16 protein-coding genes are annotated in these 14,610 nt (G+C 68.8%); 8 read left to right on the top strand and 8 right to left on the bottom strand.

Annotated features, from left to right (window positions below):
• Window positions 1-20 precede the first annotated feature (20 nt).
• Entirely contained in the window at window positions 21-365 is a 345-nt protein-coding gene (hmuQ, locus tag MFF07_RS16290; RefSeq protein WP_147818122.1) for a heme-degrading protein HmuQ, read from the bottom strand.
• 423 nt (window positions 366-788) lie between these two features.
• Here hmuQ and MFF07_RS16285 point away from each other — a divergent pair, with 423 nt between their 5' ends.
• On the top strand, window positions 789-1,208 hold the full coding sequence (locus tag MFF07_RS16285) for a helix-turn-helix domain-containing protein (protein WP_147818121.1): 420 nt from the start codon (window positions 789-791) through the stop codon (window positions 1,206-1,208).
• Between the two features lie 22 nt (window positions 1,209-1,230).
• On the opposite strand, the gene MFF07_RS16280 is transcribed toward MFF07_RS16285, so the two are convergent.
• From MFF07_RS16280 to oxlT, 5 genes are all read right to left on the bottom strand, one after another.
• The gene (locus MFF07_RS16280) at window positions 1,231-2,550 is read right to left on the bottom strand and encodes a cobyrinic acid a,c-diamide synthase CobB (RefSeq protein WP_147818120.1); all 1,320 of its coding nucleotides are present in this window, start codon (window positions 2,548-2,550) and stop codon (window positions 1,231-1,233) included.
• Window positions 2,547-3,332, bottom strand: a complete 786-nt coding sequence (cobM, locus tag MFF07_RS16275; RefSeq protein WP_147818119.1) for a precorrin-4 C(11)-methyltransferase — start codon at window positions 3,330-3,332, stop codon at window positions 2,547-2,549. The genes MFF07_RS16280 and cobM overlap by 4 nt, the downstream gene beginning before the upstream one ends.
• A gap of 223 nt (window positions 3,333-3,555) precedes the next feature.
• Complete coding sequence (locus tag MFF07_RS16270) at window positions 3,556-3,975, bottom strand: cobalamin biosynthesis protein (protein WP_238232378.1); 420 nt, start codon at window positions 3,973-3,975, stop codon at window positions 3,556-3,558.
• On the bottom strand, window positions 3,954-5,186 hold the full coding sequence (cbiE, locus tag MFF07_RS16265; protein ID WP_147818117.1) for a precorrin-6y C5,15-methyltransferase (decarboxylating) subunit CbiE: 1,233 nt from the start codon (window positions 5,184-5,186) through the stop codon (window positions 3,954-3,956). The genes MFF07_RS16270 and cbiE overlap by 22 nt, the downstream gene beginning before the upstream one ends.
• An 82-nt stretch (window positions 5,187-5,268) precedes the next feature.
• The gene (gene oxlT, locus MFF07_RS16260) at window positions 5,269-6,561 is read right to left on the bottom strand and encodes an oxalate/formate MFS antiporter (RefSeq protein WP_147818127.1); all 1,293 of its coding nucleotides are present in this window, start codon (window positions 6,559-6,561) and stop codon (window positions 5,269-5,271) included.
• A gap of 230 nt (window positions 6,562-6,791) precedes the next feature.
• On the opposite strand from oxlT, the gene MFF07_RS16255 reads away from it, so the two are divergent.
• The gene (locus tag MFF07_RS16255) at window positions 6,792-7,070 is read left to right on the top strand and encodes a hypothetical protein (RefSeq protein ID WP_238232377.1); all 279 of its coding nucleotides are present in this window, start codon (window positions 6,792-6,794) and stop codon (window positions 7,068-7,070) included.
• Here MFF07_RS16255 and MFF07_RS16250 read toward each other — a convergent pair.
• The gene (locus tag MFF07_RS16250; protein ID WP_187272586.1) at window positions 7,039-7,215 is read right to left on the bottom strand and encodes a hypothetical protein; all 177 of its coding nucleotides are present in this window, start codon (window positions 7,213-7,215) and stop codon (window positions 7,039-7,041) included. The two genes, MFF07_RS16255 and MFF07_RS16250, sit on opposite strands and share 32 nt — an antisense overlap.
• A gap of 19 nt (window positions 7,216-7,234) precedes the next feature.
• The gene (locus MFF07_RS16245) at window positions 7,235-8,833 is read right to left on the bottom strand and encodes a gamma-glutamyltransferase family protein (RefSeq protein ID WP_147818115.1); all 1,599 of its coding nucleotides are present in this window, start codon (window positions 8,831-8,833) and stop codon (window positions 7,235-7,237) included.
• Between the two features lie 149 nt (window positions 8,834-8,982).
• Here MFF07_RS16245 and MFF07_RS16240 point away from each other — a divergent pair, with 149 nt between their 5' ends.
• From MFF07_RS16240 to MFF07_RS16215, 6 genes are all read left to right on the top strand, one after another.
• Window positions 8,983-9,231, top strand: a complete 249-nt coding sequence (locus MFF07_RS16240; protein WP_147818114.1) for a hypothetical protein — start codon at window positions 8,983-8,985, stop codon at window positions 9,229-9,231.
• Between the two features lie 222 nt (window positions 9,232-9,453).
• A complete protein-coding gene (locus tag MFF07_RS16235; RefSeq protein WP_238232376.1) occupies window positions 9,454-9,672 on the top strand; it encodes a hypothetical protein in 219 nt (72 codons plus the stop codon).
• Window positions 9,673-9,925: 253 nt separating this feature from the next.
• Window positions 9,926-11,590: an OFA family MFS transporter gene (locus tag MFF07_RS16230; RefSeq protein WP_147818112.1), complete on the top strand. Its 1,665-nt coding sequence runs from the start codon at window positions 9,926-9,928 to the stop codon at window positions 11,588-11,590.
• A 214-nt stretch (window positions 11,591-11,804) separates the two neighbouring features.
• Window positions 11,805-13,682, top strand: a complete 1,878-nt coding sequence (htpG, locus tag MFF07_RS16225; protein WP_238232375.1) for a molecular chaperone HtpG — start codon at window positions 11,805-11,807, stop codon at window positions 13,680-13,682.
• A gap of 88 nt (window positions 13,683-13,770) precedes the next feature.
• A complete protein-coding gene (locus MFF07_RS16220) occupies window positions 13,771-14,064 on the top strand; it encodes a hypothetical protein (protein WP_147818110.1) in 294 nt (97 codons plus the stop codon).
• A partial coding sequence (locus MFF07_RS16215; RefSeq protein ID WP_373322368.1) for a glutamate--tRNA ligase family protein occupies window positions 14,037-14,610 on the top strand: 574 nt, incomplete at its 3' end. The genes MFF07_RS16220 and MFF07_RS16215, both read left to right, overlap by 28 nt.

Below are 14,610 nucleotides of genomic sequence, written 5' to 3'. Positions count from 1 at the left end.
CCCACCCGGCACGGCACCCCCTACTCGGCGGCGTCGGACTTGGCCGCGCTGCGCGAGGCCGAGCCCGTGATCGCCTCGAACCCCTCGAATTGCGGGTGGCCGAGATAGAGCGGCTTGGTGCTCGGCACGCGGCCATGCGCCTTGCGAAACTGCTCGGACCGCGTCCAGGCCTCGAAGTCGGCCTTGGAGCGCCAGACCGTGTGCGAGGCGTAGAGGACGTGATCCTCCGCCTCCGGCCCGCGCAACAGGTGGAATTCGACGAAACCGTCCATCTCGCCGAGATGACTGTCGCGGCCGAGCCAGACCTGTTCGAAGTCCTCCCTGGCTTCCTTGACGACCTTGAAGCGATTCATAGCGATGAACATGCGTTTTCCCTAGGTTCAGTCTGTTTGATCCGCTGCCACGCGTGCCTGCGTAGTCATACCACGTGGCGGAAGCACTCTCGAAAACTCGCGCGAACTCTGCGGCCGAGTAAAAATCAAGGGGCAACTACCGAGAGGTACGTGCCGCTGCACATTATTCGAGGGTTGCAATTAACCTATGAGTTATGGTGAAGCTAGGGGCGCGACAATCGATCGCGTCGGGCGCCTCTTCCGAATCGCCTGACGCTGGTTTCCGCGCCGAGCCGAACAAGGGTTGGGAGGTTTCGGCAACGGACATCTCCGATTCGCGGCATAGACGGAAACGGTCGTCGAAGCACGACCGTGGAACAGCGCCGATGGCGCGATCACGTGCCTGCCCGGTGGTCCTCGGGATGGTGCGTGACGGAGTGGCAGGACCGGTGCACGATGATGCCTAAACAAACTACCGACGTCGACCGGCTCGTCGGCCTGCGGATCACGGCGTTGCGAAAGGCGCGCGGCCTGAGCCAGACCGCCCTCGGCACCGCCGTCGGCGTGACCTTCCAGCAGGTCCAGAAATACGAGAAGGGCCAGAACCGCGTGGGCGCCGGCCGGCTCAGCGAGATCGCCCGCCTCCTCGAAGTTCCGGTCGCCGCCTTCTTCGCGGGTGACGAGGCCAGGGACAGCGCCGAGGGCAAGTCGCCCGACGTGTTCGGCTTCCTCTCGGCCCAGGGCGCGATCGAAGTGCTGCGCGCCTACGCCTCGATCGAGGACGACGACCTGCGCCGCGACCTTCTCGCCATCGTGCGCACCGCCGCGCGCATGGACAGGAAGACGGCCGGATCGCCCGTCCCCGCCGAGGCTTGAGCCGCCGATTCGGACGGGACGTTCAGAGCGTCTCGCCCGCGATCAGGTGGAAGAAGCTTCCGCTGACGCGCCCGCGTCGGTGGCCGGCGAGGCCGATGGCGACACCTTCCGCATCGGTGACGCGCGCGAGCGCGTTCTCGGCGACGGGCGGCTGCGTCAGCTCCGCTGCGTAGTGGAACTCGTGGCCGACGAGCCGTGCACCCGCGCGGCCAAGCATGCCGTTGCCGAGCAGCGTCGCGATGCGATAGCCGAGATGGAGCTTGCGCGCTTTGTACGAGGTCGCCACCGGCAGCAGGCCGGCCATGGCGTGCACCGTGCCGTCCGCATCCTCCAGGCTCTCGCCGAGCACCATGTAGCCGCCGCACTCGCCGTGGACGGGCTTTTGCTCGCCGAATGTGCGGAGGCCGTCGAGGAAGCGCGTAGCCGCGGCGATCCGGCCGGCATGGAGTTCGGGATAGCCGCCGGGTAGCCAGCAGGCATCGCAATCCGGCATCGGCGCTTCGTCGGCCAGTGGCGAGAACGGCACGATCTCGGCCCCCGCTGCCCGCCAGCCCGCGATCAGGTGCGGGTAAAGGAACGAGAACGCGGCATCGCGCGCCACGGCGACCCGCTGTCCGGGCGGCGAGGGCAGGGCACCCGCCGCCTCGGGAACGCTCCCGCCCGCCGCTGCCACGATCGCGTCGAGATCGAGCGAAGTCTCCCCGAGATCGGCCAGACGTTCGAGGCGGGCCAGCAGGTCGGCAGTCTCGCCGGCCTGGACGAGGCCGAGATGGCGCTCCGGCAGCACCAAGCCGGCATCGCGCATCAGCGCGCCGAGCACGGGAATGCCGATGCGCGTCAGCCCGGCCTCGACCAGCCGCCGGTGGCGCGGGCTCGCGACCTTGTTGAGCACCACGCCGGCGATGCGGATGCGCGGATCGTACATCGCACAGCCGAGCGCCACCGCCGCCGCCGATTGCGCCGCGCCGGAGACGTCGAGTACCAGCAGCACCGGCCAGCCGAACCGCGCCGCGATGTCGGCATTCGCGCCGGTCCGGCCTTCGCCCGCGACGATGCCGTCATGCAAGCCCATGGAGCCCTCGGCGACGACGAGATCGGCATCGCGGCCGGCGAGCGCGGCCGCCGTGGCGAGCAGGCCGTCCGACATGGCGAAGCTGTCGAGGTTGATGCTCGGAAAACCCGTCGCGGCCTCGTGGAAGGCCGGATCGATGTAATCGGGACCGCATTTCGCCCCACGCACCGCGACGCCGCGCCGGCGCAGGGCCGTCAACAGTGCCAGGGTCACCGTGGTCTTGCCCGAGCTCGACCGGGGTGCGGCGATGACGAGACCGCGTGCGCTCATGCCTCGTCTCCCTTGGCGCCGTCACCGAAGCCCGGCCGGAAGCGTCGATCGTAGCCGGTGGAGTACAGCGCGGATTCCGCGAAGTTTTCGGGATCGAGCGCCGGGCCGACGAGGATCAGCGCCGTGCGCTCCAGCCTGGCCGCCGCGACAGCTGCGGCGACCGTCGCCAGCGTGCCCGTCAGCACCTGCTCGTCGGGCCAGGTCGCGCGGAACACCACGGCGGCGGGGCAGTCCGCCCCGTAGAACGGGATCAGCTCGGGCACCAGGGTGTCGATCACGTGGATGGAGAGATGCAGCGCCAGCGTCGCACCGGTGGCGGCGAAGGCGGCGAGCGTCTCGCGCTCCGGCATCGCGCTCGCCCGGCCCGAGGTCCGCGTCAGCACGACGGATTGCGTCAGCCCCGGCACCGTCAGCTCCCGCCGCAGCAGCGCCGCCGCTGCCGCGAACGAGGGCACGCCCGGCGTCACCGTGTAGGGGATGCCGAGCTGGTCGAGCCGGCGGGTCTGCTCGGCCAGTGCGCTCCAGACCGAGAGGTCGCCGGAATGCAGCCGCACCACGTCCTGTCCGCGCTCATGTGCCGCGACGATTTCCTGCACGATGGCATCGAGATCGAGCGGCGCCGTATCGACGATCCGCGCGCCTGCCGGGCACCATGACAGGATTTCCGGCGCCACCAGCGAGCCGGCATACAGGCAGACGGGGCAGGCCGCGATCAGATCGCGCCCGCGAACGGTGACGAGATCGGCCGCGCCCGGGCCGGCTCCGACGAAATGGACGGTCATGCTTTTTTGGCCATGGGCAGACGGCAGGTGAGCGTGAGCGCCCCGCAAACGGCACCCCCAACGCCCCTTATGCTGATGTGCCAGCGAAGCGGGCCTCGAAGCACCCCGCGACCTCTCCCGAGGCGTGAGCCGGGGATCAGCGGTCAGGAGTGCTTCGAGGCTGCTGCGCAGCACCTCAGTATGAGGACGTCGGGAGTGCCGGTTGCGGCAGTGCCGAAGGGCTCTATTCGGAATCGAACACCAGCGCGAGGGCGCAGGTTGCGCCGACACTGGCGATCCTCGGCAGGATCAGCATCGCGCGTTCGCCCGCACCGACGAGCGCGGCGGCTTCCGCAAGCGAGCCGACGCCGCGCTCCGCCTCGATCCGGACCGAACGGGTCGGTACTCGGTCATCGACTGAGCGCAGAGCCTCCGGCGGCAAGCCGATCGTCTCGCAGCCCAGAACCACTGCCGCCGCGCGAAAGGCAATCTTGTCGGCCCGGTCGTCGGCAGTGGCGAGTGCGTTCAGCCGGCCCGCCGGCACGCCCGCCGTTGCGAGCCCGCTCCGCACAAGCGCGACGATCTCCTCCGACGTCGTCGCGTGCCGAAACCCGACCCCGGCAACCACGTCGCGCCGGGGCGTCACGGCTTTGTCCAGACCCACTGCGTCACCGGCATCGCCTGCCGCCAGCCGGTGAGGCCGCCGACGGGGGCGGCCTTCGCCACGGAGAGCCGGCGCAGGCTGCCGCCCATCTCCGAAAACATCGCGAGCAACGCCGCCTCGCCTTCGAGCGTCACCGCGTTGGCGACGAGCCGGCCGCTGGAGCGCAACGCATCGCGGCAGGCGGCGAGCACGCCGGACCGGGAGATGCCACCGCCGATGAAGACGGCATCGGGGGGCGCCAATCCGGCGAGCGCCGCCGGGGCAGGGCCCTCGACGATGCTTACGCGCTCCGGCACGCCGAGGTTTTCGCAGTTCCGTCCGATCCGCTCCGCCCGGTCGCTCCGCGCTTCGATCGCGAGCGCACGGTTGGCGGGATGGCGCAGGCACCATTCGATGGCGATCGAGCCGGCCCCGGCCCCGACATCCCAAAGCAACGCCCCGGCGAAGGGCGCCAAAGCCGAGAGCGTCACTGCCCGGATCTCGGCCTTGGTGAGCTGCCCGTCATTCTCGAACCATCCATCGTCGAGGCCGGTCGCCAACGGCAGCACCCGGGCGCCGGGCTCGGCCACAACCTCGATCGCCAGCGTGTTCAGCGGCTCGATTTTTCGGTCGGACGCGAACGCGACGGCTTCACTCACAAAAATACGCTCGTGCGGGCCGCCCATCGCTTCGAGTACGGTGAGCCGCGACCGCGCAAACCCGCGCTCGACCAGAAGCGCGGCGACGGCTGCCGGCGTCGTGCCGTCCCAGGACAGCACCAGCAGGCGCGCGCCGGGCTGGAGGGCCGGAACGATGCGGGTGAGCGCCCGGCCGTGCAGCGTCAGGCAGGCGGTCTCGGCGATTGGCCAGCCGAGGCGCGCGGCAGCGAGGCTGAAGGCGGAGGGCTGGGGGTAGGCCCGGATCTCGGCCGGCGGCACGAGCCGGGCGATCTCGGCGCCGATGCCGTAATGGAACGGGTCGCCGGTGGCCAAGAGGCAGGTCGGCCGGCCGCGCCGCGCCAGGATTGTTTCGTAGGCGTCCGAGATCGGGCTCGGCCAGAGATGCGCCTCGGCGCTAAGCGGCGCAGCCAGCGCCAGATGCCGCCGCCCGCCCCAGACCACCTCCGCCGCATCGAGCGCCGCGGACGCGGCCGGCGACAGCCCGGCACGCCCGTCCTCGCCGATGCCGACGATGGTGAGCCAGGGCGACGCAGCCTGCTGGTGGAGGGTCATAATCGGGGCGCTTCGGGGAGCCGGAATTGTCGAGCGTTCCCGGTACCCGCGCCGTTCCCGATTGGCGAGTCGGAGCCGATCCTCAGGCGGCCAGGGGTTTGGCCGCGAGCGGCTCGGCCAAGGCCGGTACCGCCGGCACAGGAACCCCGAGATACGCCCGCCGTGCCGGCTTCAGCACGAACCAGGCGAGGGCCGCGGTGACGAGGTCGAGCCCGATGGCGATGCAGAATACCGGCACCCAGCTCCCGGCCGCGTCGTGGATCATCGCCGCGAAGGGGCCGCCGAGCAGCGAGCCCACGCCCTGCGCCATGTAGAGGAAGCCGTAATTCGTGGTCGCGTGCTTGGTCCCGAACGTGTCGGTGAGCGTGCTCGGGAACAACGAAAAAATCTCGCCCCAGGCGAAGAACACCACGCCCGAGAGCAAGGCGAAGGCGTAGGCGTTTTCGCGAAAGGCGAGCAGCAGCGCGATGGCGCAGGCCTCCAGCGCGAAGGCGAACGCCATCGTGTTCTCGCGGCCGACATTGTCGGAGACCCAGCCGAAGAACGGCCGGGTCAGGCCGTTGGTGACCCGGTCGAAGGTGAGCGCGAAGGGCAGCGCCGCGAAGCCGAACACGAGGGCGTCGGCGACGCCGAACTCCTTCGAGAAGGCCGCGAACTGCGCCACCACCATCAGGCCGCCGGTCGACATCATCGCCATCATCGCGAACATCAGCCAGAACAAAGGCGTCTTGAGCATCGTCTTCGGGGGCACGTCGCGGGCGGCGCTGGCGACCTTGTCGGCCGGGATCTCGGGGGTCTCGCCGAGCTGCGGCGGGCGCAGGCCGAGCGCCGCGATGAAGCCGACCACGCCGAGGATCGCGCCGAACACCAGCAGCGCGTGGCGATAGCCGGACGCCGCGATCATGTCGGAGATCGGGAAGGTGGTGGCGATCGCGCCCATGCCATAGCCGGCGGCGACCACGCCCGCGGCAAAGCCCCGGCGCTCGGGAAACCAGCGCACCATCAGCCCGATGATGCCGACATAGACGATGCCGGTGCCGAGCCCGCAGAGCACGCCGTAGGTGGCGTAGAGCCCATAGAGCGAATCGATCTGCGAGGCCGCCGCCCAGCCGGCGCCGCTCAACGCCGCGCCCAGCGCGATCATGCCCTTGGCACTGAACCGCTCGATCAGCCAGCCCTGGGCCGGCGAGAAGAAGGTCTGCAGCACGATCAGCAGCGTGAACGTCACCTGCACCGCCGGCAGGCCAGAACCCGTCGTCGCCTGGAACGGCTTTACGAAGAGCGTCCAGACATATTGGGGGCTGGAGATCGTCATCATGACGATCAGCCCGAGCCCGAGCTGGATCCATCGCGTGCCGGCTGAGGGTGTATTCATCATTCACTCCCGTTTGGGAGGGTCGAGCAAGGCATGTGCCAGGGTCGGGTTTTCGCGCGGCCTTCCTATACAGACCGATTAGGCTGCTGCCTGACGTCACGCAGGCCAGCCGTCTCGGGCGCGGCGGCGCGCAGTTCCGTCAAGAGGCCGAACCATTCGAGCGAATTCGCCGCAGGGAACACTCACTCCTTCGCCTTGTTGGCTCCAAACAATAATAATGGAGGAATATCGTGAAGGCACCGATCAAGCCGGGAAGTGAAGCGAGCAAGAAACAAGAGGGTGGCTCTCTTAGAAATATTGACGAGTTGACCGGCCATCCCGGAAAAGGGACGGGTGGGCCTTCGCTCAGGCCGGAAGAAAGCGGCACAGATGCCCATCTCAAGCCGAACACAGCCAGTGATGCCGAACCTGCGACCGTTCAGGATCATGCGTCGGGCGAAGAGAAAAGCCTCTATGAACGGCTCGCCGAAAAGGACGCTACTCCCGTTGGTCGAGGTGGCGGAACCTAAGACGAATCGGCGCAAGAGCTGCGCAATCGAACAGCACCTCGGTCAGCGGGGCAAAGATCGCGTCGTGGGCCGTCTGGCTTGCGGCCCGGCGCTGGCCGGCTTCGCCGTTCCAGTACTCGAGCTGATCGCGGTTCGCGTCCGACACGCAAAGCCTCCCACTGTGCCTACAGCCCGGCCGCGCCGCCATCCGAACGCGGATCGTGGGTCGCCTCGATCCGGCCTTTGCGGGGGTGGCGCACCAGCATGCCGGCGTGGCCCAGGGCGTCGATATAGGCGCCGCCGAGTTCCTCGATGTCGTGGCCCATGCCCCGCAACGCCGCGATGCAGGCGGGGTCGAAGCGGTCCTCGACCTTCACGCTGAGCGATTCCGCGCCCCAGGTGCGTCCGTAGAGCAGGCGCGGGGCATCGACGGCGTCGGCGATCGACATCCCGTAGTCGGCGTATCGTGAAAAGATCTGGGCCTGGAATTGCGGCTGCCCGTCGCCGCCCATGCTGCCGTAGGACATCACCCGGCCGTCGTCGAAGGCGGCGAGCGCCGGGATCAGGGTGTGGAACGGCCGGCGGCCCGGCTCCAGTGGATTCAGGGCCTTCGGATCGAGGGAGAAGGACAGGCCGCGGTTCTGCCAGCAGATGCCGGTCGCCGGCAGCACGGTGCCCGAGCCGTATTCCCAGTAGACCGACTGGATGAACGATACGGCCATGCCGTCGCCGTCGATCGCCCCCATCCAGACCGTGTCGCCGTCGCCGTTCTTCCTGGAGGGAAATGGGCCGGCACGGTCCAGGGTGATCGCGGCCGCCTCGCGAGCCAGACGCTCCGGGGTCAGGAAGCTCGCCGGGTCCACGTCGAGCTGGTTGAAATCGGTGACGACCCCGTCGCGGATGGTGAAGGCGCGCTTCGTCGCCTCGATCAGCGCATGGTAATAGGCCGTGCTCTCCGGCCGCTTCACCGCGAGCCTGTCGAGGATGCCGAGGATCACCAGCGCGGCGAGCCCCTGGGTCGGCGGCGGGAAATTGTAGAGCGTGGCCCCGCGCCGCCGCAGCGTCAGCGCCTGCCGCTCCTTGGCCGCGTAGGCCTTGAGATCGGCCCGCGTCACCGGTGCGTCGAGCCGCTCCAGGTCGGCGGCGATCTCGCGGCCGATGTCGCCGCGATAGAAGTCGTCGAGGCCGGCATGGGCGAGCTGTTCGAGCGTGGCGGCGAGCTTCGGCTGGCGCCGTATGTCGCCGGCTCTGAACGGCTGGCCACGATCGAGATAGGTCGCGGAAAAATTCGGGGCGTCGTGGAGCGTGTCGAGCTCCTTCGGCACGTAGCGTTCTTCCGAAGGCGAGACCTTGCAGCCCTGCTTCGCATGGCGGATCGCGTCGGAGAGAAGGCTGTCGAGCGGCATCCGGCCGCCCAGCGCCCGGGAAAGTTCGAGGGCGAGTGTCCAGCCGCCGACCGTGCCGGCCACCGTGATCGCGGCGTCGGGACCGCGCGCGGGCAGCACATCGTAGCCCCGCTCGCGATAGCGCGGGATCGTGGCGAGGCTGCCCGCCGGGCCGCAGGCCTCAATGCCGCGCACCCGGCCGCCGCGCTCGCGCACCAGCCAGAAGCCGTCGCCGCCGATGCCGTTCATGTGCGGATAGACCACGGCGATGGTCGCGGCCATCGCGACCATCGCCTCGATGGCGTTGCCGCCCTGCGCCAGCACGATCTGCCCGGCCTCCGCCGCGAGGTGATGGGGCGCCGCGACGGCGGCTGACGAGAACACGGGCGTTTCGGGCATGGGCGGCTTCGGGCTCGACGGGTCGGACATGACCCCGGGAGGCAGGATCAGGACCACGCGCGCCGGGCCGGGGCAAGCCGGGCGATGACGAGGCGCCGCAAGCCGCTTACGTTTCGACACCACGGGGAGGCGCGACGGGAACGATCGGAATGGCCGCAGACACAGCGTTCTGGGTTCAGGGCTTCGAGCATGTCGCAGGCCGGCTCGTGCCGACGACGCGCCGCACCGCGCAGGGCGCGAGCAACGCCCTGCAGCAGGCCGAGGCGCTCGCCCGCCGGCTGCCCGGCGCGGCCGCATTCGCGGTCGACACGCGCAGCAGCGGGGACGCGATCACCACCATCCTCGGCGCCTTCGGAGACGTGCCGGACGACGTGATCGACGGGCTCGCCGGCGGGTAGCCGCGCTGCCGTTGCTGCGGCTTGCAGAAAATCTTCGCGAAAGCCCACGGCGATTCACCTGTGTTGCGAAAAGGAAACTGCGTCGCCGTCACGGTGGTGGGATAGTGTATTGGCGAATCGGCGGAACTTCCAAAAATGAAACAGAGCGAGCGGGCGCTTCTTCAGGAGCGTGTGAGAACACTTGTCTTGACCCATGCTCTCGAAGCAACGCTAAGTCGTCTCATGACGCTTAGCGGTTGCGACGCCGGCGAGGAACTCACGCGGCTCGAACACCGCATCACCGCCGCAGGGCGCATGCTGGGGACGATGCCGGGCGAGATGGCGCTGACCACAATGGTTGCGGTCGAAGACGCGATCGGCACGATCCGCAGCGCGTTCGACCGGGCCTACGATCGCCTCGACGCCGAAGCCGTCTCGACGGCGGCCCCGATCGCCGCCTGACCCGAGCCGTCGGCCGGTTTCGGCGGATCCCCTGTCGGAACGGCCTCGCGTCCGAAGGGGGCGCCGGCATTGGATCTGCCGGACGGCGCTCCGGCACGTTATTATGTATTCTATCTGGCTTTGGCAGTTGCCAAAAGTCGAACGACTCTGTCCTCTGCGCGGCAGGCTCGAACCGCTTAGCTTCAACCCTTCGCGCGGACAGCCGACGACGCCAATGGCCCGCAAGCGGCCAGCGCTCTGGAGGACGACGTTCATGACGACCCACATTGCGGAGGGGATCGGCTCGCCTGCCGCCGCCCCGACTTGGCTTTCCCGCGAAAACATCGTCGCCAAACCCGGCTTCAACCGCTGGCTGGTGCCGCCGGCCGCCCTCGCGATCCATCTCTGCATCGGCATGTCCTACGGCCTGTCCGTGTTCTGGCTGCCGCTGTCGCGCTCCCTCAGCATCGGGCAGCCTGCCACGAAGGCCTGCCCGGACATGAGCGTCTTCACCGCGCTGTTCACGACCACCTGCGACTGGCGGATCAGCGACCTCGTCATCGTGTTCTCGATCGGCATCGTGATGCTCGGCATCTCGGCCGCTTTGTTCGGCGGCTGGCTCGAACGGGCCGGCCCGCGCAAGGCCGGCATCGCGGCGGCCCTGTGCTGGGGTGGCGGCTTCCTGATCGGCGCCTTCGGCGTCTACATCCACCAGCTCTGGCTGATCTGGCTCGGCATGGGCCTGATCGGCGGCATCGGGCTCGGCCTCGGCTATATCTCGCCGGTCTCGACATTGATCAAATGGTTCCCCGACCGGCGCGGTATGGCGACCGGCATGGCGATCATGGGCTTCGGCGGCGGCGCGATGATCGGCTCGCCGCTGGCAGACCTCCTCATCAACACCTTCAAGTCGCCCACCGGCGTCGGCGTCTGGGAGACCCTGGCCGTGATGGGCCTCGGCTACCTCGTGTTCATGCTCGGGGGCGCCTTCGGCTACCGCGTCCCGCCGGCCGGCTGGACACCCGAGGGCTGGACGGCGCCGGCCGCCAAGGGCGGCATGATCGCCTCCGGCCACGTCCACCTGAACGACGCGCACAAGACCGTGCAGTTCTGGCTGCTCTGGCTGGTGCTCTGCCTCAACGTGTCCGCCGGTATCGGCGTGCTCGCGCTGGCCTCGCCCATGCTGCAGGAGATCTTCGGGGGCGGCCTCATCGACCAGCCGGGCGTCGGGCTCGGGCAGCTCGATGCGGCCGGCAAGACCCAGGTGGCGGCGATCGCGGCGGGCTTCGTCGGCCTGCTGTCGCTGTTCAACATCCTCGGCCGGTTCTTCTGGGCCTCGATGTCGGACAAGATCGGCCGCAAGGTCACCTACGCGATCTTCTTCGGCCTCGGCGTGCTGCTCTATGCCGGCGCGCCCTGGGCGGCGGGGCTCGGCTCGACGGTGCTGTTCGTCGTGTTCTTCTGCGCGATTCTGTCGATGTATGGCGGCGGCTTCGCCACGATTCCTGCCTATCTCGCGGACGTGTTCGGCACGCAGTTCGTCGGCGCGATCCACGGGCGGCTGCTCACGGCCTGGTCGACGGCCGGCATCGTCGGCCCGGTGGTCGTCACCGCGATCCGCCAGCAGCAGGTCGACGCCGGACTGCAAGGGCTCGAGCTCTACAGCCGCACCATGTACGTGCTCGCCGCCTTCCTCGCGGTCGGCTTCGTCTGCAACCTCCTGGTCCGGCCGGTCGCGCGCCACTGGTTCATGAGCGATGCCGACGTGGCTGCGCTCCAGACCAAGGGCGGGGCCGTACCGGCGCGGGCGCCGGGTTCGGCCGGCATCGGCGGCGGCGGCATCACCATCACTGCGGTCGCTGCCTGGGCCGTCGTCGGCATCCCGATCGCGTGGGGCATCTACAAGACGCTCTCCAAGGCGGCGATCCTGCTGCATTGATCGATCGGGATGGAGCGCGGACGCCTTTGGCCGCCCTCCATCTTGATTGGCGGATTGAATTGCGCCGCCGCTGACGTCATATCGCCCCCGATTTGCTCGGAGCCGTGATGGGCCGCTACGCGATCCCTCACGGCTCCGAGCCATTGTTTGTCGCGCACGCTTTCGCCGAACCGGTTTCCCCTTCGGCGGCCTGCGCTCTATCGGGAGACGAGCCTTGAGCGAGACGGACACCGTCAACGCGAACGTGGAGCGGCACGAGTTCGGTGCCGAGGTCGGGCGGCTGCTCGACCTCGTCGTCCATGCGCTCTACTCGGACCGCGAGATCTTTTTACGCGAGCTGGTCGCGAACTCGGCCGACGCCACCGATCGCCGTCGCTTCGAGGCGCTGACCAACGAAGCGGTGGCGCTGCCGGCGGACGCCAAGATCCTGATCAGGCCCGACAAGGCGGCGAAGACCCTGACGATCTCCGATACCGGGATCGGCATGAGCAAGGACGATCTGGCGCGTAACCTCGGCACCATCGCCCGCTCCGGCACCCGCGCCTTCTCGCAGTCGCTCGGCGACGCCAAACCTGCCGAGGGCAGCGAGGACCAGCGCCCGAGCCTGATCGGCCAGTTCGGCGTCGGCTTCTACTCGGCCTTCATGGTCGCCGACCGCGTGACCGTCACTTCGCGTCAGGCCGGCACCGATGAGGCCTGGACCTGGGATTCGGACGGCAAGGGCAGCTACACGATCGAGCGGGCCGAGCGCGAGCAGGCCGGTACCAGCATCGTGCTGCATCTCAAGGACGATGCCGACGAGTATCTCGAAAGCTACCGGCTCGACCATGTCGTGAAGAAGTGGGCCGACAACATCGCCGTGCCGATCGTCATCGTCGATGACGAGGGCAAGGAGGAAGCCGCGAACAAGGGCACCGCCCTGTGGCGCAAGTCCAAGTCCGAGATTACGGAAGAGCAGTACAAGGAGTTCTACCGCACGGTCAGCCACAACTTCGATGAGCCCTGGGCGACGCTGCATTGGCGGGCCGAGGGCGCGCTGGAGTTCTCGGGGTTGCTGTTCCTGCCAAGCATGAAGCCGTTCATGCCGGTGGAGGACGACCGTCGCTCCAAGGTCCGGCTGCACGTGCGCCGCATGTTCATCACCGACGAGGCCGAGCTGCTACCGAACTGGCTGCGTTTCGTCTCGGGTGTGGTCGACACCGACGACCTGCCGCTCAACGTCTCACGAGAGATGCTGCAGTCGACGCCGGCACTGCAGAAGATCCGCCGCGCCGTGACCACCCGCGTCGTCAACGAGCTGACCAATCGCTCGAAGAACGCCGAGAAGGCCGACGACTACATCACGTTCTACGAGAATTTCGGGCCCGTGCTGAAGGAAGGTATCTACGAGGATTTCGAGCGCCGCTCGGAGATCGCGCCGTTGCTGCGCTTCCGCTCGACCACGCAGGAGGGCTGGACCACGCTGGCCGACTACGTCTCGCGCATGAAGCCGGAACAGGAGGCGATCTACTACCTCGTCGCCGACGATGCCGAGGCCGCGAAAAAGTCGCCGCAGCTCGAAGGCTTTGGTGCCCGCGGCGTCGAGGTGCTGCTGCTGTCCGACCACGTCGACGCGTTCTGGCCCGAGCAGCTGGCCAAGTTCGAGGACAAGCCGCTGCGCTCGGTAACGCAGGCCTCGGCCGACCTCGCCAAGCTGAAGACTGAGGGCGACGCACCCGAGACGCCGCAGGCCGACAAGCTCGTCGCCGCCCTCAAGCTCGCTCTCGACAAGGACGTGTCGGACGTGCGCATCACGGACCGCCTCGTCGACAGCGCCGTGGTGCTGGCCTCCTCCGGGATGGGTCCCGACCTCCAGATGCAGCGCCTGATGCGCCGCGCCGGCCGCAGCTTCGGCGGCGGTTCACCGGTGCTGGAGATCAACCCGCGCCATCCGCTGATCCAGTCGCTCAGCGCCAAGGCCGAGGCCGACCAGGACATTTCGGAATCGGCCGGGACGCTGCTCGACCTCGCCCGGATCCAGGACGGAGACAGCCCACGCGATCCGGTCGCCTTCGCTCGCGCCGTGGCGGCGGCTTTGGCCGGAACGGCCTGATCCGGCTCGGCGGCGGCCTGAGGGCCGCCGCCGGTTCTCGACGATGTGGCCCGTTGACAGGCGGGAGCCATCCGGCGGACATCGCGCCATGGTTGCCACCTCATCGCCAGATACGGATTCTTCCGGCCGAGACGGTCCGATCGCGCTGGCCATCGCGGCCCTGGTGCTCGCGACCGTCGTGATCGGGTCGCTCGCCCCGTCGGCACCCCACAGGCCCACTTCTGCCCAGACCGTTCTCCCCGACAGCGATCCGTCCTGCGCCGAGTGGAGCGACGGCTGCCACGTCTGCCGGCGCCTCGAAGAGGGTCCGATCTGCTCGACGCCTGGCATCGCCTGCACGCCGGGGCCGCAGGAATGCCTCCACCGCACGACGGATCCGTGACCCGGCCGGTCCTCCGCTTCGCCCCGAGCCCGAACGGCCGCCTGCATCTCGGCCACGCCTATTCCGCCCTCCTCAATGCTGAAATCGCGGCGCGGACGGGCGGCCGTTGCCTGCTGCGCATCGAAGACATCGATCCGGGCCGCTCGCGCCCCGAACTGATCTCCGCGATCGAGGAGGATCTCGCTTGGCTCGGGCTGACCTATGAGCGGCCCGCTCGCCGGCAGTCCGAGCATCTCGGCTTCTACCGCGCGGTCCTGGACGAGCTGATCGCGCGCGGGCTGGCCTATCCGTGCTTCTGCTCGCGCGGGACGATCGCGGCGCGGGTGGCCGAGCTGGAAGGACAGGGCAGGGCGGTCCCGCGCGATCCAGACGGCGCGCCGCTCTATCCGGGGACCTGCAGGGCGCTTCCTGCGGCCAAGGCCGAAGCCCGCATCTCGGCCGGCACTCCGCATACGTGGCGGCTGGACATGACGCTGGCGCTTTCGTTGTTGCCCGAACCGTATCGCTTTTGCTGCTTCACGGTCGCCGACACGGGCGCGCATCCCC

The organism is Methylobacterium thuringiense (genome assembly GCF_022179645.1).
Taxonomy (GTDB): domain Bacteria; phylum Pseudomonadota; class Alphaproteobacteria; order Rhizobiales; family Beijerinckiaceae; genus Methylobacterium; species Methylobacterium thuringiense.
The sequence above is the reverse complement of the archived record's forward strand: the minus strand, read 5'-3'. Positions and strand labels throughout refer to the sequence as shown.